Source organism: Kitasatospora acidiphila (assembly GCF_006636205.1).
Taxonomy (GTDB): Bacteria; Actinomycetota; Actinomycetes; order Streptomycetales; family Streptomycetaceae; genus Kitasatospora; species Kitasatospora acidiphila.
On sequence record NZ_VIGB01000003.1, the window covers coordinates 2240653 to 2265551 of the forward strand.

Genomic DNA, 24899 nt, shown 5'->3' on the forward strand with positions numbered 1-24899 from the left:
CTCCCTCAGGGGTTCGGGCGCGGACTGGTCAGCTGCGGACCTGGGACTTGATGAACTGGGCCAACCTGGCCGTGCCATCGGCGATCTGCCGGTGCGTCAGGTAGCTGACGGACAGTCGGATGGCGTGCTCGCCACCGCCGTCGGGATAGAAGTAGGACATCGGCGTCCAGATCACGCCGAAGTCCTCGGCCGAGCGGATCAGCGCCGCGTTGTCGGCCCGGAACGGGACGGTCAGGCTGAGGAAGAAGCCGCCGGTGGGCTCGTTCCAGCGCACCCCGAGGGCTTCCCGCTCGGCGGGCGGGAACTGCCTGGCCAGCTCCTCCAGGGTGACCCGCATGGCGTCGCCGTAGTAGGCGGCGGTCTCGGTGTTCAGCTCGGAGGTCCGGCCGTCGGCGGCCAGCAGCATGCCCGCCACCACGGCCTGGCTGACGGCCGAGGTGTTCACCGTGATCATGCTCTTGATCTTGGTGAGCTCGTCGGCCAGCAGGCCGGTGCGGCCGTCGGCGTCCACCACCGGCTGGTCGGCCACCACGTAGCCGACCCGGGCGCCGGGGAAGAGCGTCTTGGAGAGCGACCCCAGCTGCACCACCCGCCGGTGGCGGTCCAGGGACTTCAGCGTGGGCAGCTGCTGCCCGGGGCTGACCATCCGGTACGGGCTGTCCTCCAGCAGCAGGATGTCGTGGCGCTGCGCCAGGTCGAGCAGGTCGAGCCGGGTCTGCAGCGGCATCGTGGTGCCGGAAGGGTTGGAGTGGTCGGGGATCACGTAGAACGCCCGGGGACGGCGGCCGCGGGCCCGCTCGGCCAGGATGGCCGCTTCCAGATCGGCGCAGTCGAAGCCCGACTCGCGCTCGGCCACGGCGGTCGGGGTGACGTCCAGCAGTCGGGCCGCGCCGGTGATCCCCACGTAGCAGGGACTGGAGACCAGCAGCACGTCCTCGGGCCCGGAGATCAGCGCCCGCACAGCGAGGAACATCGCCTCCTGGCAGCCCACCGTGACCACGATCGACTCGGGGGCGACGTCGGTGTTCTCGTCCTTGCGCAGCGAGTCGGCGATCAGCTCGCGGATCTGGCCGCTGGTCGGGCCGTACTGGAAGAGCGCGGAGCGCACCTGGTCGGGAGAGGCTCCCTGCGCCTCCAGGTGGTCCAGGTAGCGCCGCAGATGGGTGAAGATCTGCTCGGTGTCGAAGAAGCCGTCGTACGGACGCCCGGGGGCGAACGAGATCGCCTGCGGGTAGCGGGTGGTGACCTCGTTGAGGAAGTTCATGGTGTCCAGCACCGGGTCGCTGAGGCTGCCGTGCAGCTCCGCCTTGCGCAGCCCGGCGGCCGGCACGGCCTGGACCGCGCCCGGGGCCGGGGCGGCTTCCGGTTCCGCGCCGACGAGGCTCGGGCCCGTCTCGGCGACCGATGGGGTCCCGGTGAGTGCCATGGCTTCGACCAACTCCTCGGTGATCAGGTCCAGTAGGTGTGCCGCGCCCCGCTCCCCGCCCACCGCGAGGCCGTGCAGCACGGGCCGGCCCAGCAGCACCGCGTCCGCGCCGAGCGCCAGTGCGGCCAGCACGTCGGCGCCGCGCCGGATGCCGCCGTCGACCAGCACCGGGCAGGCACCGCCGACCGCCGCGGTGATCCCGGGCAGCACGTCGAGGGTGGCCGGGGCGCCGTCCAGTTGGCGGCCGCCGTGGTTGGAGACCACGATGCCGTCGACGCCCGCGCGGACTGCCGCCCGGGCGTCGCTTGTACTCATAACTCCCTTGACCAGCACGGGAAGTGAGCTGACCTCGCGCAGCCAGTCGATGACCGACCAGTCCAGTGCGGGATCGAACTCGGTGAGCGCGTGGGCACTCGGGGAGGCGTAGTCGCCACCGGTGAGGTTGGCCGGCACCATCCCGTCCGGCAGCCGGAAGCCGTTGCGCAGGTCGCGCAGCCGGCGGCCGAGCCGGGGCGCGTCGACGGTGAGCACCAGCGCCTCGAAGCCGGCCCGCTCGGCCCGCTCCACCAGCCGGCGGGTGGTCGAGCGGTCGCGGAAGCAGTACACCTGGAGCCAGAGTGGCGCGGTGGCGGCCTCGGCGATCGACTCGAAGGTCCGCCCGGCGAAGGTGCTCACCACCAGCGGGAGGCCGGCCGCGCCGGCGGCCCGCGCGGTGGCCACCTCGCCCTCCGGATCGGCGAGCGTGTGGTAGGCCATCGGCGCCACCGCGATCGGCGCGGACCAGCTGCGGCCCAGCAGCGTGGTCTTGGTCTCGGGCAGCCCCGCGCCGGTCAGCACCCGCGACTGCAGCCGCACCCGGTCGAAGGCCGCCAGATTGGCCGCCAGGGTGCGCTCCTGGCCGGCGCCGCCGGCGATGAAGTCCCAACTCCCCTGGTCGAAGTGCTTCTTGGCGGCTGTCTCGTAGTCAGCCAGGGTGAACAGAGCGGCGGCCTTGGGGAGTTCGGAGCTCATCCCGCGGTCAGCCGATCGCGCTCGACCGCTTCGTACAGGGCGCGGATGTTGGCACTGCCGAAGCCGCGCGAGCCATTGCGCTGGATGAGCTCGAAGAAGAGCGTGTTGCGGGGATAGGGCGAGCGGGTGAAAAGCTGCAGCAGGTCGCCCCACTCGTCGCGGTCCGCCAGGACCTTGGCCTCGCGCAGCTCCTCGATCTCCACGCGCAGGCCGGGAAGCCGCTCGCCGAGCATGTCGTAGTAGCTGTCCGGGGTGTCGAGGAACACGACGCCCCGCTCGCGGCGTTCGTGGACCGCGGGGATGATCTCCCCGGTCAGGAAGGCGAGGTGCTGGACCCCCGCACCGCCGTTGCGCTCCAGGTAGTTGTCGAGCTGTCCGGGCTGCTTGCCCGGGTCCGGTGCGACCAGGGTGAATATGACGCTGCCCGAATCACTGCGCACCACGATGGAGTCCATCGCCTGGTCGCCGACCGCGACGTACTCCGAGGAGTAGCGGAACATCCCGAAGGCCTCGCGGTAGAAATCGGCGTACTTCTCCAGCGTGCCGCCCTCAAGGCAGACCGCGATGTGGTCCAGGCCGGTGATCCGACCGGTTGCCGACTCGGCGGTGACCCCCGGCGTGAGAACCCAACTGCGACCGCCGGGAAGGCCGTTCACCAGCGGATCGGCCGGCAGCAGGGTGTGCACGACGTCTCCGAAACCGGACACGACCGGCAGGCCCTGCACGGAGTGGGTCACCGTGGCGCCGGCGGCGACCGCCGCGGCGGCGGTCGCCGTCACGTCGTCACAGGTCAGCGCGACGTCGGCGATGCCGTCGCCGTGCTGCTCCAGGAACCTGACGACCCCCGCCCGGAGGTGACCACCAGGCGAACCTCGCCCTGCTGCAGGAGCACCGAACTCTGCTCCGCCTCGACCGAGTCAGCCACTCGGGTGAACCCCATGGCGGAGACGAAGTAGTCGACGGTGGACAGCTTGTCCCTTGTGTACAACTCGACGTAGGCGATGTCGTGCACAGCCATGGAAGTACCTCCGGAAGCAGCTGAGAGCGGAATTCGGTGAGAGGTTCGCCTGGGGCCTGTGGTCAGGCTCGTCCTGCTACCAGCGCCACTCCTGCTGCTTGAACAGGTGGCCGGCCGGGATGTCGCGCTCCTTGCACCAGCCGAGGAACTCCTCGACCTGCTTGATCTGGTACGTGTCCGGGGTGTAGGTGGTGGCCATCACGTGGCCCAGCCAGTCCTCCTCGCCCATCGCGTAGATGTAGGCCTCCTTGGCGCCCAGCTCGACCATGATCGCGGCGGCCTGCTCGGCGTTGGAGCCGGACAGCTTGCGGGAGTTGCTCATCTTCTTGGTGACCGGGATGGTCAGCAGCGCCTGGTAGAGCCAGGTGAGCGGGGCGCCGTCGCACTCCATGCCGAGGAAGGCGTAGTCGGCGGTGCCCAGGTGGTTCTTGACGTAGCGGTAGAGCTTCGGGTCGATGCCGGAGGAGTCGGCACCGATGAACACCTTCTTGCCCGCCAGCTCGGCCCAGTAGGTCGACTTGGCACGGATGTCCAGGTCGCAGTGCTCGCCCAGGAACGGGGTGGCGGTGATCTTGCCGCCCGGGAACTCGACCTCGTCGAAGTCGTCGACCTCGACCACGTCGAAGCCCTGGTGCTTGAGCATCAGCGCGATCGACGGGTCGGCCAGGTTGCCGCGGGAGTAGCGCGGGCAGACGATCTTGCCGACCCGGCCGCGCAGCTGCAGCAGGGTCTCCATGACGATGTGGTCCTGGTGGCCGTGGGTGATCAGCACCAGGTCGATGTAGTCCGGCAGGTCGTCCAGGGTGTAGCGGTCGCCGGCGTCGCTGTCCGCGCTGATGAACGGGTCGGTGACGATGGCGGCTTCGGGCGTCTGCAGCACCAGGCAGGCGTGGCCGAAGTACCGGATCCGGCCGCCGGACTCGATGTGGCGGTCCTCGTTCAGGGCCGGGGTCTCGCTCAGCATCGTGCGCAGCACGGCCGCCTGCTCGTCGTTCAGCTCCAGGGCCTCGCGCAGGTGGGCCAGCGTGGTCGGCTTGACCCGGGCCTTGAACAGCTCGGTCAGGCCCGGGTGGCGGAACGGGATGTCCAGCTCGAGCACGTCCTCGGAGGGCAGCCGCGGGGTGCTCAGGATGAACGGGCGCTCGATGCCGGTCTCGAAGGAGAGCTGCACCGACTGGCGCGACTCCTGGTAGTAGGGGCTGGTGTAGAGCACCGGCTCCATGAAGCGCAGCTGCGCCTGGTTGTCGGTGTCGTAGGCCAGCTCGACCAGACCACCCAGCTCGTCCGGCATCTTCGGGTAGAGCGGGGTCAGGTCGAAGCCGGTGGCGTTCGCCCGCAGGATCTCCTGGCCGGCGGCGATCGCCTCGGCGAACTTCAGCATGTCGGCCCGGTCACGCTTGATCGTGGCGAGCAGCTCGCGCACCTCGTCGGCGCGCTCCTCCGGGATGTTGATGAAGTAACCGCCGCGCAGCTCCGGGTTGTTGCTCGCCGCGACGTGCACCTGCGGCGACTGCAGGTACGACTCCAGCAGCGGCACGTGCAGGAACGCCAGGTTCATCGCCGCCTGCACCGGCGCCATCGTGTGCGGCTGCGCCACGAACCTGTCCACCAACGGCTCGATAATGACCTTCGACCGCAGGAACAACTGCTCGTCAGCCATCTGCACCCCTCCATTTTGGGAAAACGACACCATCAACCGGGCATCAGCGAATAACCCGCGCCCACTTACCGGAACGCGGCACCGAATGTGCGGAATGAGCTACGCCAAAGCACCATGAGAACCTGGGCTCAAAGACACCGACGGGCGGCGGCCAGGCCACCGAACAGGCGTGCTTCATCAGCAGCATGGCCCGTCGGGCACCGCCGATCAATACCCTGCACGCTGCACAGCGCGGTCGTCCCGCGATCCGCTCTACCACCGCGCCGGACCGCGCGGTTCAACTGCGGCGGTGCGACAGTTGAACACCTCCGGTGCGGCCGTCCGGCGGCTGAAGACCGTCCCGGAGAATGCCGCGCAGCCCGCCCGGGCGCCACCTCGTGCGCGGTATCGTTCCACTCCACCAGGACCCGGTGAAGCCCGGCTTCGTCCAGCCCGCGAACCGCGCTGGGCGACTCAGACGGGTCGTCGACCAGGGACGTCACCACCCGTGCCAGGCATTCCACCAGTCGCTCGGTCGACTCGCGCTCCAACGCGGCCGGCGCCGCGCGGTCCACCGTGCCGGAAAGCCGCAGGGTCACCGGCACGTTGTAAACGGCGCCTGGGCCTTCGAGCTGCGAGGACCCACAGTCGACGCTGCGCGGATGACAACGGAATCACCAGACTCCTCCTGGCTAACTCCCCGACGCAACGCTGAGCCCGGCTGACGGTTGAACACGTGCCGCCGACGTCCGGAATCCCACTCACACCATCGAGGGCCCGCCGGTTCCGGAATTACCCGCCGACTCGGTCGCCAGGACATCGATTCCGCGGCCCGAGAAATCGTCTCGGCGCTGCCGCCGGTGTTCAACTGCGCCGTGGCGGTACTTGAACGGGCTTACCGGACAACTGAGTCGAGGAATCGAATGACCTGCACGGGCGCCCGGGAAACCTTGACGCTGTGTGAAACGGCGTGCCATCGTGAATTCAAACCTGAGACCCCTGCGAGGCATCGCGTGCAGTGTGAGCCGATCCAGCCGCCACCGCTCATCAACCTGGTCGACCCGGAACTGTATTCACACGGCGACCCTTTTGTGCAATGGCGATGGCTGCGCGCCACCGGCCCCGAATCCCTGCCGGTCCGACTGACCTCGCACGGTGCCTAGCCCGATGCCGGCCGCAGGATCCACGTCATCGTCCCGGGACGGCCTCGGGCTTCCGGCCGCCGTACTCGCCGGCCTCGGCACCTGCCTGCCGGTCACCGAGATCCACAACGCCGACCTGGTGGCCCTGTTGGACACCACCGACGAGTGGATCCGCTCCCGCACCGGCATCGCCGCCCGGCGCCGGGCAGGCGACGAAGTGTCGATGCGCGACCTGGCCTGCGAGGCGGGCGCCAACGCGCTGCGCTCCGCGGGCCTGGAGACGGTCGGCGGCGTGGTGCTGGCCACCACGACGCCGGACCGCCCGTGCCCGGCCGGAGCCCCGGAGATCGCCCACCGCCTCGGCCTCGGCCAAGTCCCGGCGTTCGACGTCGCTGCCGTGTGCAGCGGGTTCGTCTACGCCGCGGCGGTGGCCGCCGGTCTGATCACCAGCGGGGTGGTCGACAGCGTCCTGGTCGTCGCGTCCGAGCTCTACTCCCGGATCATCGACCCGATGGACCGCGGCACCGCCGTGATCTTCGGTGACGGCGCGGGCGCCGTGGTGCTGCGCCGCGGCACGGCGGCCGAGCAGGGCGCGCTGCTGGCGTTCGACCTCGGGGCCGACGGCTCCGGCCACGACCTCATCCACGTGCCCGGCGAACGCGAACAGCCGGACGGCCCGCGCTGGTTCAGCATGGCCGGCCGCAAGGTGTACCTGCGGGCCGTGGAGCAGATGGCGGCGTCCACTTCGCGGGTGCTCAAGGACTGCGGTTGGAGCCCCGAGGCGGTCGGCGCGCTGGTGCCGCACCAGGCGAACGGCCGCATCATCCAGGCGGTGGCCGAGCGGCTCGGCGTGCCGCCCGGGAACGCGGTCTGCGAGATCGCCCGGGTCGGCAACACCTCGGCCGCCTCCATCCCCCTGGCCCTGGCCGCCGCGCTGGCCACCGGTCAGCTGGCACCCGGTGCCCGCACCGTTCTCACCGCCTTCGGCGGTGGGCTGAGTTGGGGTTCGGCCGCCCTCACCTGGCCGCAACTGCGGGCCGTGCATTCAGAGTTCTGAGTCGGGCCGCTGCCACGTCATATCGCTCGTAAGGGAGCCATCATGTTCGAGTATCTCTGCACCATCCTCAGCACGACCTACCAGGTCTCCGGGACCATCGAGCCGACCATGACGTTCAACGACCTGGAACTCGACTCGCTGTCGCTGGCCGAGCTGGGTGCCCAGTTGGAGGACGACCTGGGCGTCACCGTCGAGGAGGAGAACCTGACCGCCGAGACCACCGTGGCCGACATCGCCGCGCTGCTGGAGGCGCAGGGCGCGGTCGTCCCGGCATGAACGGCACTGGCAGAGCGGGAGTCCGCCACCCCGATGTCGTGATCACCGGGATCGGTATGGTCACGCCGGCCGGGGCCGACACCGCCACGACCTGGAAGACGGTCTGCGCCGGGCGGCCCACGGCGGCGGCCGACCCTCGACTGGCCGGCCTGACCATCGACTTCAGCTGCATGGTGACCGGGTTCGACGCCGAGCTGGTCCTCGGCGTCGACGCCCGCCGGATGGATCCCTTCACCCAGTTCGCCGTCGCGGCAGCCCGCGCGGCCGTCGCCGACGCGGAACTGGCCGACGGGTCCTGGCACCCCACCAGGGCGGGGGTCGTCCTCGGCACCGCTGTCGGCGGCCAGCAGACCTGGGAAGAACAGGGGCAACGCCTGCGGGATCGCGGCGCGCGCATGGTCAACCCGCTGACCGTGCCCCGGGCCATCCCCAACATCGCCGCCGGCACGGTGGCCATGGATCTCGGTCTGCACGGGCCCTCGCTGAGCGTCGCCACCGCCTGTGCGAGCGGCACCACCGCGCTCGGGCACGCCCTGGACCTGATTCGCGCGGGCCGCTGCGACGTGGTGCTGGCGGGCGGCACCGAGGCGACCTCGACGCCGCTGCTGGCCACCGCGTTCGACCGGCTCAAGGCGCTCTCCCGGAACTCGGCGAACCCGGCCGGTGCCTGCCGGCCGTTCGACGAGCAGCGCGACGGATTCGTCCTCGGCGAGGGTGCGACCATGCTGGTGCTGGAGCGGGCCGCGGACGCCGCGGCGCGGGGCAGGCGCGCCTACGCCCGGCTCCTGGGCTACGGCTCGACCTCCGACGCCTACCACCTCACTTCACCGGCGCCCGACGGCCACTGGGCCGAACTCGCCCTCCGGCAGGCGCTCGCCGACGCCGGCGTCCATGCCTCGGATGTGGCGCTCGTCAACGCCCATGCGACCAGCACCCCCCAGGGGGATGCCATCGAGGCCCGGCTGATCGAGCGGGTATTCGGGCGGGGCGCGGCGGTCACCTCGACCAAGGGGGTGACCGGCCACCTGCTCGGCGCGGCCGGGGCGGTCGAGGCCGGGCTCACCGCGCTGTCGATCGCGCAGGGGGTGATTCCGCCCACCGCCAACTTCGGCTCCGCCGACGCGGATGCCGCCGACATCGACATCGTCCACGGTACGGCCCGGGAGGTTCCGGTCCCGCTGGCCGTGAGCAACTCCTTCGGCTTCGGCGGTCAGAACGCGGTCGTCGTCCTGGGGAGCGTCTGACCGGTCCGGTGCGGCCCGGGGGCTCAGCAGCCGCCCGGGCGCACCAGTCCGGCCTCCTGCCGGGCGACGCCGGTCACCCGTCGGTCAGCGCGGTTGCTCGGAGATCGCGGCCAACTGCGGTGCCACCAGCCGACGGTAGTCGGCAGCCCGGATCACCACGGACCGATCGAGCCTGGCCGCGTTGAAGTACAGCTCTTCCTGATCGAACAGGGCCGGGTCGGCCATCAGCTGGAGTTCGGGGATATCCTCACCGGCTACCAGCCCGACCTGGTGGTGCCCGGCGAGTCGGTCCACGACGCCGAGAGCATCTCCGAGATCGCGGCCCGGATCGCGATGGGCAGCCTGCGGCTCTGAGGAGCATCCACAACCTGCTTCCCCAACCGCTCCACGCCAGGGCCGTCCTGGCCAACGCTCTCGGCTGAATGCCGCCGCGACGCTCTGGTGCTCGGCCGCCGTCACCGTACTCGCCGTGCACCTGGTGCTGCGGCCCGCCGGGGCGCTGCCGGAGGGCGGGCGCCCGCCCTCCGGCAGCGCCCCGGACGCAACCCTGCGCGCCACCGTGCACCTGGACCGCGAGCGGCGCTCCGGTTCTCAGATCCGGGCGCTGCTGCAGGCGCTGGCCGCCTCGGGGCTGTCGGCGCTCGGCGTGCGGGCCGACCGCGACGCCGATGACGTGGAGACCCCCTGCAGGCCACCGTGGCGATCAGCGGCGATGCCACCGCGGCGCTGGGGCAAGTGGTCATCCGGCCTTCGCCGGAGCCCGGGGCGGCCGATCCGCACCGGCACCCGGCCCCGCACCGCCAAGGGCACCGCCGTGATGACGGTGCTGGTCGTCCTGCCGGCCGCCGTGATCGCGATGGTGTTCGCCCCGGTCCACGACCGGCCGCTGGTCGACGGCCCGCTGATCGGCGCGGCGGTGCTGGCGGCAGTGGCGGTGGCGCTGCTGCTCGCGCTGCGGCTGCGCCGGGCGGCCGCCGACCGCGCCCCCGGACCGCCGCCGAGCCCGCCGGGCCGCGACTACCCCGTCGTCACCGGCCTGGTCGAGAGCGCGGAGAACACCTCGTCCTCATTTGCGACTGGCCGAGCGGACGGCCAGGACCAGAGTGATCAGTACTGCCAAGAGGACGATCAGGCCCAACGACACGCCGAGCCACCCGCCGGCGTCGTGAGCGGTCCAGAACATCACTCCCACCTCCCGGAGATGGCGCTCCACACAGGCCCCTCCCCTTCATTCTCACGCTCCCGCAAGCCGGCAGCGTGGGCCAGGGCCCTTCGGCCTTGCGCCCGGGGACGGGCAGCGGCCCCACCCCGCCCGGCTGCTCCGAGAGGCGGCCGGGGCCGGGCACCACACCACCACCGGCTTCACCATGATCAATGTGACAATCCGTAGTCATCGAGGCGCGGTGGGCTCGACTCCCTGATAGACGTCGTGACGAAGCGGCGAGCGGTCTTCACGGGCGGTGCGGCAGCTATGTCGAGTGAACCTCAACGCCCCTGCCAGCGCGGCTCGCGCCCTTCGGCGAAGGCGCGCGGCCCCTCGACGGCGTCCTCGCTGTGTCGGCGCCGCTGTTCCCACTCGAACTCGGCGCTGAACGCCTCCTCCAGGGGCATGTCGACCGACCGCAGCACCGCCTCCTTGATGGCCCGCACCGCCAGCGGCGCGCTGCGCAGCAGATCTGCCGTCCACTCCGCAACGCAGTCGTCCAGTTGGTCGGCCGGCACCACCTGGTTGACCAGCCCAGGCGCAGCGCCTCCTGGGCGCCGAGCCGCCGGCCGGTCAGCAGGTAGCCCATCGCGGTCTTCAGCGGGAGCTGACGGGCGAGCCGGAAGGCACCGCCCGCCCCGGGGACCAGGCCGAGGCCGGCCTCCGGGAGGGCGAAGACGGCCCGCTCCGATGCGATGATCAGGTCGCAGGCCAGGGCGAGCTCGAAACCGCCGCCCAGTGCGTAGCCGTCGACCCGGGCGATCACCGGTTTGGAGAGGTCGAAACGCTCGGTCAGCCGGGGCCAGCCCGGTTGGCCCCGGCTGCCGAAGGTGGAGCGGGGCACTCCCTCCCGGTCCAGTCGGGCGCGTTCCTTCAGGTCCTGCCCGACGGTGAAGGCCCGGTCGCCGGCGCCGGTGAGCACCACGACCCGGACGTCGTCGTCGGCCTCGACGTCGTCCCAGATCGCGGCGAGCTCCTCGTGCATCCGCAGGTCCATCGCATTGAGCACGGCGGGCCGGTCGAGCGTGATGCGGGCGACGTGGTCGCGCTTCTCGTAGCGGACCCGCGGCTCGGGCTGCCCGGGTTGCTCAGGCACCGGCACCGACAGCGGTCGGCTTGGACGCGGAGAACCGGGTGACCTTGTCGATCACGTCCGAGCTGTACAGGCGCAGCGCCTGCTGGAGCGAGAACTCGGCCATGTAGCAGCGGAATTCGTCCATCGACTCGTCCGCGAGGTTGAGCATCCGCCGGTTGGCCAGCACGGCCTGGCCGCGCAGCCGCTGGACGCTGCGCTCGGCCGCGGCGTCCAGCTCGTCGGGCTCGTGGACCTCGTCGACCAGCCCGGCGGCTGAGGGCTCGGTGGCCCACAGTCGCCGCCCGCCGAGGATCACCTGGCGGGACACCCGGGGCCCGACGACCTTGCTCAGCCGGAAGTTGGCGGCCCCGGGCACGATGCCCTCGGCCGCCGCGGGCAGGCTGAAGAAGGCGTCGGAGGCCGCCAGGACCTCGTCGAACACCAGCAGCAGCTGCATGCCGCCGCCGATGGCGAAGGTGTCCACCACCGCCGTCCAGGGCTTCTCCACGGTGTCGGGACGCCAGCCGGTGCCGTCCACCCGGATGCCGCGCAGGATCTTGTGGATGTAGCCGAGTTCCCGCCGCAGCAGGAAGTCGGTCAGTGAGATCCCGCCGCCGTGCAGCGACTTGAGGTTGATGCCGGCGCTGAACACCCGGCGGCCCCGGTAGCGCGGATGCGTCATCACGCCGCCGCGCAGCAGCCCGACCTCGACGGACGGGTCGAGCAGGGCGAGGTCGACGGCGGTCTCGATGTCGTCGATCTGCCGGTTGTCCTCGGCGTTGAGGCAGTCGACGCGGACCATCGTCAGCCGCGCCGTGCTGCCGGTGCGCTCCAGCTGGACGGAGCCCAGGTCGACCCGTCCGGTCTCGGTGAACTCCGGCAGCAGGTCGAGGGCCCGGGGGTGGGGCGCAGCATGGCGTCCATCAGGTGCGCGCCTGCCTGCGGCGAGCCGAGCACCTTGCTGAAGAAGATGCCCTGGTCGATCTCCAGGCCCTCCTTCTCGACCTGCAGCTTGGCCCGCTCGGCTGCCAGCCGGGCGGCGTCGGGCACCAGTCCGGGGAAGGCGACGGCGGCGGCCTCGGCCAGTTCGGCGACCCGCAGGCAGCGGGTCCGGCCCTCGGTGAGCTCGTCGTAGACGGCGTCGACATGGACGTCGAGGAAGGCGGCCCGCAGCACTCGCACGGCGTCGAGGGCCGCGGCGGCGATGACGCGCTGCTCGTCGGTGCGGTCCGCGGGGGTGGGGAGCACGGCCAGCAGGTCCTCGGCGTGCTCGGCGGCCTCGGCGAGCGCGGCGCGGGCCGCGGTCAGCTCGCCGCGGACCTCGCGCAGATCGGCGGTGGCGGTGGCGTCGATCACGAGTCCACCGCTACGGCGGCTCGGCGCAGCGTGCGGTCGCAGGCGGCCAGGTGGACGCCGAGGGCCTCGTCGAAGCTGGTGGCGGCGGCGTCGACCATCAGCTGCCGGCGGATCGCCAGCTCGGTGCCGGTGACCGCGCCGCCCCGCTCGGCGGCGAGGGCCAGGGCGGCGGCCGGGTCGGCGGCCAGTTCGTCGACCAGGTGCAGGGCGACCGCGTCGGCGGCGGCGATCGGGGTGCCGAAGAGCACGGCCCGGCGGATCGCGGCCGTGTGCGCGCCGTGCCGGGCGAGCCGGTAGATCGCCATGCCGGGCCAGGCGGTGCCGTCGCCGACCGGGACGACCAGGCGCACCGTGCCGGTGGCGATGCGGTAGTCGGTGGCCAGCATCGCGTCCAGGGCGAGTCCGCCGCAGTCGCCGTCGGCGACCGCGATGGTGGTCGCGGGCAGCCGCTCCAGGCGGCGCACGGCGCGCTCCCACTTGCTGACCAGGGAGACCGTGAGATCGGTGCTCCAGGCGGCCTCGGGCGCGCCTGACACCTCGACGATCACCTTGCCGGCCCCGGCACCGTCCTCGGCGACGTCGCAGACGGCGGTGACCGCGGCGACAGCCTCGGGCGTCAGTCCCTTGCGGCCGTCGATCCGCAGCCGCAGCGCCTCGCCCTCGGTCGGGGCGGCGGACTGCTGCTCGGTGGTCGTGCTGCGCTTCATCTGTTCCTCCGTCACCACTGCACCAGCGCGGTCTCGATGGTCGATCCGGGTCCCATGGTCATCAGTACGCCGTAGTCGCCGGCCCGGGTGACCCCTCCCGGAGCAGTCGCTCGTAGGAGAACAGGAAGGAGCCGCTCGACAGGTTGCCGTAGTCGCGCAGCACGTCGGTGGTGTGCCGGACGTCGTGGCGGGTGAGCCCGAGGTTGACCCGGACCGCGTCGATGACCTTCTTGCCGCCGGAGTGCACCAGCCAGTGACCGATGTCGCTGCGCCGCAGTCCGGCGCCGGCCAGCAGCCGGTCCACCACCTGCTCGGCATTGGCCCCGACCACGTAGGGCACGTGCGGGTCGAGGTAGAAGCTGAACTTGCCCTGGGCGTCGTCCCAGTCGTAGCGCATCGCGTCGATCGCGTCGGTGATCAGGTGGCTGGCGAAGCCCAGGATGCGCGGGGCGCCGGCGGTCCGCGGCACGTCGGGGGCGGCGTAGCCGGTGTCGGGGGTGTCGGCGATCAGGGCGATCGCGGCGGCGCCGTCGCCGAACAGGCTGTTGACCACCGCGGTGCGCATCGAACCGTCGATCACGTAGGCGGCCGAGCAGGCCTCGGCGCAGAGCAGCACGGCGACCTTGCCGGGGTTGGCCGAGGCCCAGGAGGCGGTGGCGTTCAGCGCGTTGAGGCCGGCGTTGCAGCCCATGCCGACGACGTCGATCCGGCTGGTCTTCGGGAGGATCCCCATCTCGCGGATCAGGTGGGCGCTCAGACCGGGCGTCAGGAAACCGGTGGTCGTGGTGCAGCAGAGGTAGTCGATGTCCGCCAGTTCGAGACCGGTGTTCTCCAGGCAGGCGCGGACCGCGCGGGCACCCATGTCGAGGGCGATCCGCTTGTGCTTGGCGAGCAGGGCGCCCTGCGGCTCGGAGACCACGGCGCCGTCGGCGTCCAGCGGCGGGACGGTCAGGAAGCGCCGTTCGATCGCACTGTTCAGGAAGACCGAGCGCACCTTGGGATCGGTGATCCGGAAGATGTCGAGCAACTCGCTCTGGGTGTAAGAGCGTTCGGTGGTAGCGGTCCCGACACCGGCGATCCGGGTGACGGGGACGGCGTTTTTGCGCGTGGCCGGGGGCTCCAGCAGGGCCACGCTCGAACTGTCACGGCGGGTCATCGGAAGGTCCACCCCCACATTCGGGTCTTGCTGCGGATCAGCGGCACTGCGGCGAACACGTCGTTCTCCTGTCTCGGTACGGGTGGGCGCGGGACGGCGGCAGCCGCCGTCGCCGGCGTGCGGTCCTCAGCCCTTGGCCATGGCCTCGATGAGGCTCTTCGGGCGCATGTCGGTCCAGGACTTCTCGATGTGGTCCAGGCAATCCTGGCGGGGGGCCTCGCCGAAGACCGTCTGCCAGCCCGCGGGGACCTCGACGAAGACCGGCCAGAGGGAGTGCTGCCCCTCGTCGTTGACCAGGACCAGGTAGGAGGCGTCGGGGTCGTCGAATGGGTTGGTCACCAGGGCTGTCCCTTCTCGGGGGATGGTTGGTCGGGCGGGTGACGTGCGCACCCCGTTCCGAGGCCGGCCTGCGTTCGGACGAAGGCGGCCGGCCGACTGGTCCCGCCTGCGATCTTCGCGGCACCACGGGACATCACAGGATGACCCGTGGACGACTGGCTTATCAAGACATCACCGTAGGACGGCAGTTGGCCGTTGACCGTCGAAGGGGTGCGGTTGACGAGCCTGACCTGCGCGGTCCGTGCAACTGCCGCCGGAACGGCAGTTGCACGGACCGCGGCCACGCGTCGAGCGCCTCGGCGAACGCTGGCTCGCGCGCCTTTCACCGGGACACCCGCTCGCCGATAGGGTCGCCGAGTTGCGGGAATGGCCTGCCCACGGCTGGTGGCCGAGGCGGCGGAGACTTCCCGGGCCGCGACGGCACACAGGCCCCCGACCGCGGGTTGGGAGGAGCGTCCGGAGCGCCTCGTGGCGCCCGAGCACATCCCGGACCGCCGTCGAGAGGGCAGGCCTGTCCTCTGTCACGTTCAGGCGCCGGACCAGGGGAGGTTGTAGGTCGCAGTCGGTCCTTCCAACTGCCCGAGGAACCAGAGCCGGCGCTGCACGAGCGACGAGGGAATCATCGCTAGTCCTCCTGTCGGCGCATCGGCCGCACCGCGGGCCTGGCCTTCTTCTTCTGGTTGCCGGCGTCGCCGGCCTGTTGGGTGATCCAGGTCGCCACGCCCGCCGGAGTCGGGCTGTCGAACAGCACCCGGATCCGCAGCTCCACACCCAGTGCCGCGCGGATGCGACTGACCAAGCGGGTCGCCAGGAGAGATTGGCCGCCGAGGGTGAAGAAGTCGTCGTCGACGCCGACCACGGGCAGTCCGAGGACCTCGGCGAACGCCTGGCAGAGCAACTCCTCCTGCACGGTGGCCGGACCCCGACCACCACCCGCCGCAAGCCCCGGCACCGGCAACGCCTTGCGGTCGAGCTTGCCGTTGACCGTCAGAGGCAACGCACCAATGACCTCGACAGCGGCAGGAACCAGATGCTTCGGCAACCGGTCCGCCACGAACTCCCGTACCTCGAGCGCCAGTCGAGCCGCATCCGCGTCCTCGTCATCCGGCACCACATACGCCACCAGACGCGTGTCACCCGGAGTGTCCTCACGGGCGACCACCGCCGCCTGTGCCAACGCCGGATGAGCCACCACCACCGCCTGCACCTCACCCGGCTCGATCCGGAACCCCAGGATCTTCACCTGCTCATCCGCTCGACCCAGATACTCCAACTGCCCATCCCCCGACCAACGCGCCACGTCCCCCGACCGATACATCCGCTCACCGTCAGTGCCGAACGGACACGCCACAAACCGCTCCGCCGTCAAGCCCGCCTGACCCACATACCCCCGCGCCACCTGCACACCCGCGATGTACAACTCACCCGCCACCCCCACCGGCACCGGCCGCAACCGACCATCCAACACAAACAACCGCATATTCGCGATCGGCCGCCCAATCGGCACCACATCACCCACCACGTCGCCCGCACCCACCTCGAACACACAACACCCCACCACCGCCTCCGTCGGCCCGTACTCATTCACCACCACCCCACTCGACACACCCGACAACCAAGCCCGCACATCCGCACCCGCCAACACCTCACCACCCACCACCCAACGATCCGCACCACCCGCAACGCCCGAGTCACCTGCCAGCAACTCCCCCAGCAACGGCAGATGCGCCGGCACCACCTTCGCCAACTCGAACCCCCCGCCCCCACCGAGCAGCCCCGCCAAACCCTCCGCGCCACCACCGACACTCGCCACCACTCGCGAACCCGCCACCAAGGGCACCACCAGACTCGTCACCGTGAGGTCGAACGCCAACGACGAATGCAACGGCGCACCCCCGCCCCCTTCCACCCCGTACGCGCCAACCGCCCACCCCACGTAGTTCGCCAACCCGCCATGCGTCACCCCGACACCCTTGGGGCGACCCGTCGAACCCGACGTGTACATCACATAGGCCAACTGCCCACCAACCACCACCACATCAGGAACCGACGACGGCAACCCCGCAACCGCCGCCACCATCGCCGCAGAATCCAACGCGATCAACCGCCCCCGCCCCGCCGGCAACTCCTCCGCAATCTCCTCAGTCGTCAGCGTCAACACCGCCCGACTGTCACGCAACATGAACGCCACTCGGTCCGCCGGATACTCCGGATCCACCGGCACATACGCAGCGCCGGCCTTCCACACCCCGAGAACCGCCACCACCATGTCAATCCCACGCGGCAGACACAGACCCACCAACGACTCCGCCCCCACCCCCTGCGCCACCAGATAGTGCGCCAACCGATTCGCCCGCACATCCAGCTCCGCGTACGACACCTCAACCCCGTCACACACCACCGCCACCGCACCCGGCGACCTCATCACCTGAGCCCGGAACAACTCCGGCACCAAGGCAGTCGGCAACTCCACCGCCGTGTCGTTCCATCCCTCCACCACCAGCGCACGCTCCTCCGCACCCAGCACACCCACCGCCGCCAGCGGCAACCCCGGCTCCTCCTCCAACGCGCGGACCAGATTGGCCAGGGCCGTCTGGAGCAGCATGCAAACCCGCGCCGGATCGGCCGGGGCCACCGCGTGGACCGTCACTTCGAATCCCGTGTCCCGATCTCCGACGGACACGTTCAGCGGGTAGTTGGAGCGATCCCAGAGATAGAGCACCTGCATGCCTTCGAGGCCGGCTCTGGTTTCCTGCCCGGGCCCGGCCGCGGTCCGGTTGTAGCGGTAGTTGAAGACAGAGGTGAACAACGGGCTTGAACCCGGCAGCCCGCTGGCCCGCTGGGCCACCGCCAGCGGAGCGTGCTCGTGCACCAGGAGCTCGGCGAGTTGCCGCTGCACTGCTGCCAGCGCCTCGTCCACGGTCGCCGAGGCCACGTCGATGCGCAGCGGCAGGGTGTTGAGGAACAGTCCGGGAACGCGGTCGGCACCGGCACCGGAGTCCATCCGGCCGAACAGCACCGTCCCGAACACCACGTCGTCGCGGCCACTGACCGCCGCCAGCACCCGCGCCCACGCCAGGTGGAAGACGGTGGCCGGGCTCACGCCGCTGCGGCGAGTCAACTCCCGGACTCGAAGGGCAAGTTCAGTGTCTAGCGTCAGCTGGGCCTGGGCTGCGTCGGTCCCGTCCCCGTGCACATCGACCAGGCCGTACGGCGCCGTTGTCTCTTCCACATCGCCCAGCAGCTCGGTGAAGTAGCGCTCGTGCTCCTCCGGCGACACACCCAGACGGGCCTGCGCAACGAAGTTGCGGAACGGCAGTGGCTCCGGCAGCGCATCGCCGTTGCCCGACATGATGGCGCGGAGTTCGCCGAGCACCACGTCGATCGTGGTGTGGTCCTGCACCAGGTGGTGCATGCGCACCAGCGCGAGCCATTGGCCGGCAGCCTGGTCCGCTGCTGTGAGCACGCGGATCAGCGGAGCAGTGGTCAGGTCGATCGGGCCTCCGGCGGCCAGCAACTGGCCGACGACATCCTGCCCCTGCGGTGCCGGTGTGAGCTGTTCGACCGGCAGCAGAGCGCGCCGCAAAACCACTTGGACCGGCTCACGCAGGTCCTCCCAGAGGATCGCCGTGCGGTACACGTCATGGCGGTCGACCACCTGCTGGAGGGCGCCGAGGAAGGCATCGAGACGCGCCTGCGAGTCGAATCCCAGCACCATCGGCTTGGCGTAGACGTCGGCGGTGTGCTGATCGCTCATCAAATGATGGAAGAGAATGCCTTCCTGAAGCGGCGCGAGCGGATAGACATCCGCGATGTTCGCCGCACCGCCCGGAACCCGCTCGATCACACGAGCGATCTCCGCCTCATCCAGATCCACCAACGGCAGCATCTCCGGAGTGAGATCCGTCGCGCCCTCGGGAATCAGATTGGGCGGAACCACGACCCGCGGCGCACCGGAGGAGGCCGCCAGGCCGGCCGGCGTGGCGTTCTGGAACAGTGTGCGCACCGAGACGGTGACACCTTGCTGGCGGAGGAGCTCCACCAGCGACACCGCCAGCAGCGAATGCCCGCCCAACTCGAAGAAGTTGTCATCGACGCCGACCGACGGCACACCGAGGATCTCGGCGAACGCCGCGCACAGGATCTCCTCCTGCACCGACGACGGCCCCCGACCACCACCTGCGGCGGCAGCGAAGTCAGGCGCCGGCAACGCACGGCGGTCCAGCTTGCCGTTACCCGTCAACGGCAACGCCCCCAACACCACCACCGCCGAGGGAACCATGTGATCCGGCAACCTCGCGGCACAGAACTCCCGCACTGCAGCGCCAAGTCCGGTGTTCTGGTCATCGGCCGGCACGACATACCCGACCAGCCTGCGGTCCCCTGGCTCATCCTCACGCGCCACCACCACACACCGCTCAACCCCAGGATGCGCCGCCAGCACCGCCTCCACCTCGCCCGGCTCCACCCGGAACCCACGCACCTTCACCTGATCATCCACCCGACCCAACACCACCACCTGGCCATCCACACCCCACCGCGCACGATCCCCCGACCGGTACATCCGCTCACCCACCGCGAACGGCGAGGCCACAAACCGCTCCGCCGTCAAACCCGCCCGACCCACGTACCCCCGCGCCAACTGCGCACCCGCGATGTACAACTCACCTGCCACACCCACCGGCACCGGCCGCAACCCCGCGTCCAACACATACAACCGCGTATTCGCCACCGGACCACCAACCGGCACCACACCACCCGACGCCGACTCGAACCGCGCCGTCGCGATAGCGATCGTCGTCTCCGTCGGCCCGTAGTGATTGAACGCCCCCCGATCACCGGCGGCATCGACGAGCTCCTCCACCAACGCCGGCGACACCGCCTCACCGCCCAGCACCAACCCCCGCGCCGGCAGCAACGGCCCCATACCCGCAACCGACGCCAACGCCCGCAGATGCGACGGCACCAACTTCAGGAAATCAATCCGATGGTCGGCGACATACGCCGCCACAGCCGCCGGATCAGTCACCGCCTCCTCCGGCAGAATGTGCAGTTCACCCCCCGACACCAGACTCCAGAAAAACAGCGTGTTCCCCAAATCCGTCACCAGCGCCTGCAACGACCCGTACCGCGCACCCACACCACCAAGGCCCAACCGTCCCGGAACCGACCCCATGTAATTCGCCAACCCACCATGCGTCGCCCCAACACCCTTCGGCCGCCCCGACGACCCCGACGTATAAATCACATACGCCAACCCATCCCTGAACAGCACACGTTCAGGAGCAGTCCGCGGCAACCCCGCCAACTCGGCCGCCACCGCAGGGTCATCCAGCGCAACGGTGCGGGTGTCTCCGCCCGCGACGGACTCCCCGCCCAGGACGAGCACCGCACCGCTGTCGGCCAGCTGGGAGGAGATCCGGTCCGCCGGCTGCTGTCCCGGGTCGATCGGCAGGTACGCCGCACCCGCCTTCCACACCCCCAGGATCGCCGCCACCATCTCGACGCCGCGCGGCAGGCACACCCCCACCACCGACTCGGACCCCACGCCCTGACCGACCAGGTAGTGCGCCAACCGGTTGGCCCGCACGTCCAGTTCCGCGTACGACACCGCAACGCCATCCGCCACCAACGCCACCGCGTCCGGCGTCCGAGCAACCTGCGCCTCGAACAACTGCGGGACCATCAGCTCCGGCAGCGTCTGCTCCGTCCGGTTCCACTCGTCCAGAACCAGAGCACGCTCCGCCGGATCCAACACATCCACCCGGTTCACGCGAGCCAGCGGATCATCGGCCATCGCCGAGAGCACCCGGGTGAAGCAGTCAACGAGCCTGTCTGCCGTCGCCGGGTCGAACAGGTCCGCCGCAGCAATCAGCGTCCCGCGCACCCCGGCCGGGGCGCCGGTCCCGTCGAGCGTCTCGGACAGGAGGAAGTCAAGGTCGAACTTGGCCGCCTGTTCCCCGGATGCAACCTCCTCGGTCCGGATGCCGGGCAGTTGCAGCGCCGAACCGGCGTCCGCCTCGGCCGAGGCGGCGCCCACCGTGAGCATCACCTGGAACAGCGGATGACGGGCCAGCGAGCGGGTCGGCGCCAGCTCCTCCACCAGCCGCTCGAACGGCACTTCCTGGTGTCCGAACGCGCCCAGGGTGGTCGCACGAACCCGCTTCAGCACCTCGGCGAAGGTCAGGTCGTCGTCTGGGGCGTCCCCAGCGGAGCGACGGGAAAGGTCGGTGCGCAGGACCAGGTTGTTGACGAAGAACCCGACCAGGTCGTTCAGTGCCTCGTCCATCCGGCCCGCGATGGCCGACCCGATCGGGATGTCCGTACCCGCCCCGAGGCGGGAGAGTGTCACGGCGAGCCCGGCTTGGAGCACCATGAACGTCGTCGCCCCGTGCGCACGCGCGAACTCAGCCAACCGCCGGTGGACCTCGGCCGGCACCCGGACGGGAACGCGGTGGCCGCGGTGGCCGGGTACCATCGGGCGGGTCCAGTCGGTCGGCAGCTCGATCTCCTCCGGGAGACCGGCCAACGCCTCTCGCCAGTAGGCGAGTTGCCCGGAGACCAGGCTGTCCGGGTCGTCCTCGCTCCCCAACAGCTCACGCTGCCACAGGGTGTAGTCGGCGTACTGCACCGGCAGCGGCTCCCAGTCGGGTGCCCGGTCGGCCAGCCGCGCCGTGTACGCCGCCGACAGGTCCCGTGCCAGCGGCCTGAAGGACCAGTCGTCCCAAGCGATGTGGTGGGCCAGCAGGACCAGCAGGTGCTCGTCCGGTCGGATCGCGAACAGCCAGGCCCGCAGCGGCACTTCCGAGGCCAGGTCGAACGTGTACGCGGTGGCCCGGGCCACCGCTCCGGCCAGGTCCGCAGCGTCGACCGTCCCTCCCGGAAGCTCCGCCGGGATCTCGGCGGCGGCAAGGTCGAGCGCTGCGGGTTCACCCGGCTCACCCGACCGTTCCGGGTCGACGACCTCGACCACCGACAGCTCCCACGGCAGGGCGTCGAGCTCCATGACCTGCTGGCAGGGTCTGCCGTCGACGAGGGGGAACGTGGTGCGCAGCACCTCGTGGCGCCCGATCACGTCCCGCAGGGCCGCGCTGAGCGCCCGATGGTCCAGCTTGCCGGTCATGCGCAGCACCATGCGGTTGTTGTAGGTCGCGTTCGGTCCTTGGAGCTGTGCAAGGAACCAGAGCCGGCTTTGCGAGAACGACAGCGGTATCACCGGGACTCCTCCTGCTTGTGCATCGGTCGCAGCATGGGCCTGGCCTTCTTCGGGCCGGCGGTCTGATCGGCAAGCCAGGCGGTGAGCCCGGCCGGGGTCGGCATCTCGAACAAAGTCGGCATCGGCAGGTTCACTCCGAGGCCGCCGCGCAGTCGGCCCACCAGTCGCATGACCAGCAGCGAGTGGCCGCCGAGTGCGACGCCGGATGCTCGCGGGTGGGCACGTAGCGGGCGGGCAGGCCGAAGGTGTCGAGTGCGGCGCAGAGTTCGGCGGGGAACTCCTCGGCCTCGTCGAGGACTGCGGTGCCGGCGCATCGCGGCGCGGCGGTGCCGGTGCGGGTGGGCGTCACAGGGCTTCGGCTCCTGCGGTCAACTGCCTGACGGCTGGTTCGAGTTCGGTGTGCAGGGCGGTGATCGCGCCGGCCAGGAAGCGGTCGCGCATCGCGGCGCGCTGGATCTTGCCGCTGCTGGTGCGGTGGACGCTGCCGCGCCGCACCAGCAGGACGTTGCGGACCGGCGCACCGGTGGCGGCGGTGAGGCGGCGGATGACGGCCGCCGCGGCGGCGCGCAGTTCCTCGGCCGACAGGGTCGGGCTGACCTCGTGCACCAGCACGATCCGCTCGTCGGGGGCCTGGACGCCGAAGGCGGCGCCGACGAACCCCTCCAGCGCGGGGTGGGCCGCGCGCGCCTCGTGTTCGAGGTCGTGCGGGTAGAGGTTGCGGCCGTGGACGATCATCACCTCCTTGAGCCGGCCGGTGATGAACAGTTCGCCGTCCGCCAGGGCGCCCAGGTCGCCAGTGCGCAGCCAGCCGGGTCCGGTGTCGTCGGCGCCGGCGGGGCGGGCGTGGAAGGTGTGGGCGGTGAGGTCGGGTTTGTCCCAGTAGCCCCGGCCGACGCTGTCGCCGCGCAGCCAGATCTCGCCGACCTCGCCGGCGGACAGGGGGCGCAGGGTGGCGGGGTCGACGATGAGGGTGTCGAAGGCCTCGGGGCGTCCGACGCCGGTGATCTCCTTGCCGCGGCCGTCATGGGCGGGAACCAGCGCGGGGTGGTCGGCGTCGGCGAGGCGCTGGGGGTCGACGACCAGGACGGTCGGCTGACGCGGGATGGGGGTACCGCTGGCGTAGACGGTGACCTCGGCCATGCCGTAGCCGGCGACGACGGCTTCGGGGCGCAGGCCGATGTGTGCGAATCGCTTGGTGAACGCGGCGATGGTGGGGGCGTGGATCGGCTCGGAGCCGTTGCACAGGAAGCGCAGCGGTGACACGTCGAGCCCGTCGAGTTGTTCGTCCTTGATGAGGCGCAGCGCGATGCCGTACGCGAAGTTGGGGGCGGAGCTGGCGGTGGTCCGGAATTCGTTCATCATCCGGAACCATTCGATGGGCTTGCGGGCGAACGTCGCCGGCGGCATCAGGACCGCTGTTGCGCCGTAGAAGAGTGCGCAGCTGAGCTGGCAGAAGAGACCGAAGTCGTGGTGCAGCGGCATCCAGCTGCCGAACGAGTCGTCACCGCTCAGGCCCATGACGGAGTGCAGGGCCGCGAGGTTCGCCTGGACGTTCCGGTGGGCGAGCATCACGCCCTTCGGGGTGCCGGTGGAGCCGGAGCTGTACTGGAGAACGGCGAGGGTGCCCTGGTCGGCGTGGCGGCCGCGGAGCGCCGCGGGGGGTGCCTCACCGGCCGGCACGGGGGCGGCGGCCTGGACGGGGATGTGGCCCAGGCCCTGCGCGTGGAAGCGCTCGGTGAGGGTGTCGAGGTCTCCGGCGGTGCCGAACACCAGTCCGGGTGTGCAGTCCGCGGCGATCACGGCGACGCGCTGGGCGGCGCTGGTGGAGCCGGTCGCCGGCGGGGCGGGCACGGCGGTGACACCGGCCAGCAGGCAGGCGAGGTAGAGCTCGACGAACTCGGTGCCGGTGGGCAGCGCGATGAGGACGCGCTCGCCGGGGGCCAGGTGCTGCGCCAGGTCGGCGGCGCGCAGGCCGGCCCGGCGGGCGAGTTCGGCGTAGCTGAGGCTTTCGTGCGCGACCTCGGCGGAGTTGCGGTAGATGGTGACCGCGGTCTTGTCGGGGTGTTGGTCGACACGCGCGGCGAACGCGTCGCCGAGGTTCCGGTAGCCGGTCAGCTCGAAGGCCACTGCTTCCCCCTGGGCTTGGCGCTGCGTCGGTCTGGGCGGCGCGCGGACATGCACGGCGGCGCGCGCCGCACGGCTGGGTGGTGTCGTTCTCGACTGTCGCGATCAGGCTGTTCGGCCGCAGCTCTGCCCACGGTTCCTCTACCCGGTCCAGGCGTCCTGACGTCTGACGTCCGGCTTCGCCGAACTCCGTCGGTTCCTGGCGGCGCAGACCACTATGCCCCAGCCACTGGAGATGGTGCGGGTGTTCAACCCGGTGCAAATGATCAGCACGGGTGTTCAACCATCGCGGTGAGCCAGTTGAACAAGGACCGGCGGGGGTGGATGCCGCGCCCCCGGCACGGGGGTTTACCGGGAGCGCGGCGGTCTCACGCTAGGCGGCGGGGTGGAGCCGATTCGTCCTCCTGGCGGACGACTGCAAAGCCATGGCCTCCGTCGCAGGGATGCCGTCGGACGGCCGAGGGCGGCCAGGCCGCGCTGGTGCGCAGGCGGCGCGCGGCGGTTCTGAGTTCGGCGAGTTCGTCGGTGGTGAGGGCGGTAGGTCGGCTGAGGGTCAGGGTGAGGGTCAACTGACCGCCCCGGTACGCCGGTTCATCGAGCAATCGCGAGTTGTGGATGGCGCTGCCGCACCCTGACGGGTCGTGATCCGGCCGTTTCCGGCACCGGTGTGCGACCAGGCCCGCCGGTGGCCCGGTTGTGCGGCCCAGGACCCGGCGATCGGTCGAGTCCGCAGGTCCGCACGGTGTCCGGGACCCCTTGGAGCCCGTCCCTACCGGCTACGATTCTGGCCCTACCGACCCCGTCATTGCTGGCTCGATAGTACTCGCACAGCTGAAGAACGACTGTTCCCGCCGATCTCACCTGTGGTGTTCTCACTCCGCCCGCACAGTCCGGGCAGCGCGAGCGTCA

17 protein-coding genes and 2 pseudogenes are annotated in these 24899 nt (G+C 70.7%); 4 read left to right on the forward strand and 15 right to left on the reverse strand.

Annotation, left to right across the window (positions count from 1 at the left end; all coding sequences use genetic code 11):
* Positions 1 to 28 precede the first annotated feature (28 nt).
* The 4 genes from E6W39_RS43455 to E6W39_RS11175 all read right to left on the reverse strand — a co-directional run bounded on the left by E6W39_RS43455 (position 29) and on the right by E6W39_RS11175 (position 5115).
* A complete protein-coding gene (locus E6W39_RS43455) occupies positions 29 to 2437 on the reverse strand; it encodes an aminotransferase class I/II-fold pyridoxal phosphate-dependent enzyme (protein ID WP_141633408.1) in 2409 nt (802 codons plus the stop codon).
* On the reverse strand, positions 2434 to 3267 hold the full coding sequence (hppD, locus tag E6W39_RS11170) for a 4-hydroxyphenylpyruvate dioxygenase (protein WP_228718643.1): 834 nt from the start codon (positions 3265 to 3267) through the stop codon (positions 2434 to 2436). Before hppD ends, E6W39_RS43455 begins: the two co-directional genes overlap by 4 nt.
* Entirely contained in the window at positions 3228 to 3455 is a 228-nt protein-coding gene (locus E6W39_RS41300) for a hypothetical protein (RefSeq protein ID WP_228718088.1), read from the reverse strand. Before E6W39_RS41300 ends, hppD begins: the two co-directional genes overlap by 40 nt.
* A gap of 76 nt (positions 3456 to 3531) precedes the next feature.
* The gene (locus E6W39_RS11175) at positions 3532 to 5115 is read right to left on the reverse strand and encodes an MBL fold metallo-hydrolase (protein ID WP_141633409.1); all 1584 of its coding nucleotides are present in this window, start codon (positions 5113 to 5115) and stop codon (positions 3532 to 3534) included.
* 1146 nt (positions 5116 to 6261) lie between these two features.
* Between E6W39_RS11175 and E6W39_RS11180 the strand changes: the two genes are divergently transcribed.
* The 3 genes from E6W39_RS11180 to E6W39_RS11190 are packed head-to-tail and all read left to right on the forward strand — an operon-like array spanning position 6262 to position 8813.
* On the forward strand, positions 6262 to 7293 hold the full coding sequence (locus E6W39_RS11180; RefSeq protein WP_141633410.1) for a beta-ketoacyl-ACP synthase 3: 1032 nt from the start codon (positions 6262 to 6264) through the stop codon (positions 7291 to 7293).
* A gap of 42 nt (positions 7294 to 7335) precedes the next feature.
* Positions 7336 to 7569, forward strand: a complete 234-nt coding sequence (locus E6W39_RS11185) for an acyl carrier protein (RefSeq protein WP_141633411.1) — start codon at positions 7336 to 7338, stop codon at positions 7567 to 7569.
* A gap of 38 nt (positions 7570 to 7607) precedes the next feature.
* Complete coding sequence (locus tag E6W39_RS11190; RefSeq protein ID WP_323809002.1) at positions 7608 to 8813, forward strand: beta-ketoacyl-[acyl-carrier-protein] synthase family protein; 1206 nt, start codon at positions 7608 to 7610, stop codon at positions 8811 to 8813.
* Positions 8814 to 8897: 84 nt separating this feature from the next.
* On the opposite strand, the gene E6W39_RS11195 is transcribed toward E6W39_RS11190, so the two are convergent.
* A complete protein-coding gene (locus E6W39_RS11195) occupies positions 8898 to 9107 on the reverse strand; it encodes a YbaK/EbsC family protein (RefSeq protein ID WP_141633412.1) in 210 nt (69 codons plus the stop codon).
* Between the two features lie 175 nt (positions 9108 to 9282).
* Between E6W39_RS11195 and E6W39_RS11200 the strand changes: the two genes are divergently transcribed.
* On the forward strand, positions 9283 to 10203 hold the full coding sequence (locus tag E6W39_RS11200) for a hypothetical protein (protein WP_141633413.1): 921 nt from the start codon (positions 9283 to 9285) through the stop codon (positions 10201 to 10203).
* A gap of 95 nt (positions 10204 to 10298) precedes the next feature.
* Here E6W39_RS11200 and dpgD read toward each other — a convergent pair.
* From dpgD to E6W39_RS11240, 10 genes and pseudogenes are all read right to left on the reverse strand, one after another.
* Positions 10299 to 11014: pseudogene (gene dpgD, locus E6W39_RS44065) on the reverse strand (enoyl-CoA-hydratase DpgD).
* Between the two features lie 91 nt (positions 11015 to 11105).
* On the reverse strand, positions 11106 to 11978 hold the full coding sequence (gene dpgC / locus E6W39_RS41305) for a (3,5-dihydroxyphenyl)acetyl-CoA 1,2-dioxygenase DpgC (RefSeq protein ID WP_323809147.1): 873 nt from the start codon (positions 11976 to 11978) through the stop codon (positions 11106 to 11108).
* Complete coding sequence (locus tag E6W39_RS41310; RefSeq protein WP_228718090.1) at positions 11897 to 12448, reverse strand: hypothetical protein; 552 nt, start codon at positions 12446 to 12448, stop codon at positions 11897 to 11899. The genes dpgC and E6W39_RS41310 overlap by 82 nt, the downstream gene beginning before the upstream one ends.
* Positions 12445 to 13155 carry an enoyl-CoA-hydratase DpgB gene (dpgB, locus tag E6W39_RS11215; RefSeq protein ID WP_181799203.1) on the reverse strand — a complete coding sequence of 237 codons (711 nt, stop codon included), beginning with the start codon at positions 13153 to 13155 and terminating at the stop codon, positions 12445 to 12447. The genes E6W39_RS41310 and dpgB overlap by 4 nt, the downstream gene beginning before the upstream one ends.
* A gap of 11 nt (positions 13156 to 13166) precedes the next feature.
* Positions 13167 to 14323: pseudogene (gene dpgA / locus E6W39_RS11220) on the reverse strand (3,5-dihydroxyphenylacetyl-CoA synthase DpgA).
* 114 nt (positions 14324 to 14437) lie between these two features.
* Positions 14438 to 14650, reverse strand: a complete 213-nt coding sequence (locus E6W39_RS11225) for an MbtH family protein (RefSeq protein ID WP_323809003.1) — start codon at positions 14648 to 14650, stop codon at positions 14438 to 14440.
* Between the two features lie 625 nt (positions 14651 to 15275).
* Positions 15276 to 21866: a non-ribosomal peptide synthetase gene (locus E6W39_RS11230; protein WP_141633414.1), complete on the reverse strand. Its 6591-nt coding sequence runs from the start codon at positions 21864 to 21866 to the stop codon at positions 15276 to 15278.
* A complete protein-coding gene (locus E6W39_RS40330; protein ID WP_220140193.1) occupies positions 21863 to 22036 on the reverse strand; it encodes an acyl carrier protein in 174 nt (57 codons plus the stop codon). Before E6W39_RS40330 ends, E6W39_RS11230 begins: the two co-directional genes overlap by 4 nt.
* Positions 21997 to 22215, reverse strand: a complete 219-nt coding sequence (locus E6W39_RS40335) for a hypothetical protein (RefSeq protein WP_220140194.1) — start codon at positions 22213 to 22215, stop codon at positions 21997 to 21999. The genes E6W39_RS40330 and E6W39_RS40335 overlap by 40 nt, the downstream gene beginning before the upstream one ends.
* On the reverse strand, positions 22212 to 23993 hold the full coding sequence (locus E6W39_RS11240; protein ID WP_181799204.1) for a fatty acyl-AMP ligase: 1782 nt from the start codon (positions 23991 to 23993) through the stop codon (positions 22212 to 22214). The genes E6W39_RS40335 and E6W39_RS11240 overlap by 4 nt, the downstream gene beginning before the upstream one ends.
* Between the last annotated feature and the right edge of the window lie 906 nt (positions 23994 to 24899).

Bases quoted from the DNA above. Each gene is read 5' to 3' on its own strand.
- E6W39_RS43455 (WP_141633408.1), bottom strand. From the start codon at position 2,437: ATGAGCTCCGAACTCCCCAAGGCCGCCGCTCTGTTCACCCTGGCTGAC.
- E6W39_RS41300 (WP_228718088.1), bottom strand. From the start codon at position 3,455: ATGGCTGTGCACGACATCGCCTACGTCGAGTTGTACACAAGGGACAAG.
- E6W39_RS11175 (WP_141633409.1), bottom strand. From the start codon at position 5,115: ATGGCTGACGAGCAGTTGTTCCTGCGGTCGAAGGTCATTATCGAGCCG.
- E6W39_RS11180 (WP_141633410.1), top strand. From the start codon at position 6,262: ATGCCGGCCGCAGGATCCACGTCATCGTCCCGGGACGGCCTCGGGCTT.
- E6W39_RS11185 (WP_141633411.1), top strand. From the start codon at position 7,336: ATGTTCGAGTATCTCTGCACCATCCTCAGCACGACCTACCAGGTCTCC.
- dpgB (WP_181799203.1), bottom strand. From the start codon at position 13,155: ATGAAGCGCAGCACGACCACCGAGCAGCAGTCCGCCGCCCCGACCGAG.
- E6W39_RS40330 (WP_220140193.1), bottom strand. From the start codon at position 22,036: ATGCGACTGGTGGGCCGACTGCGCGGCGGCCTCGGAGTGAACCTGCCG.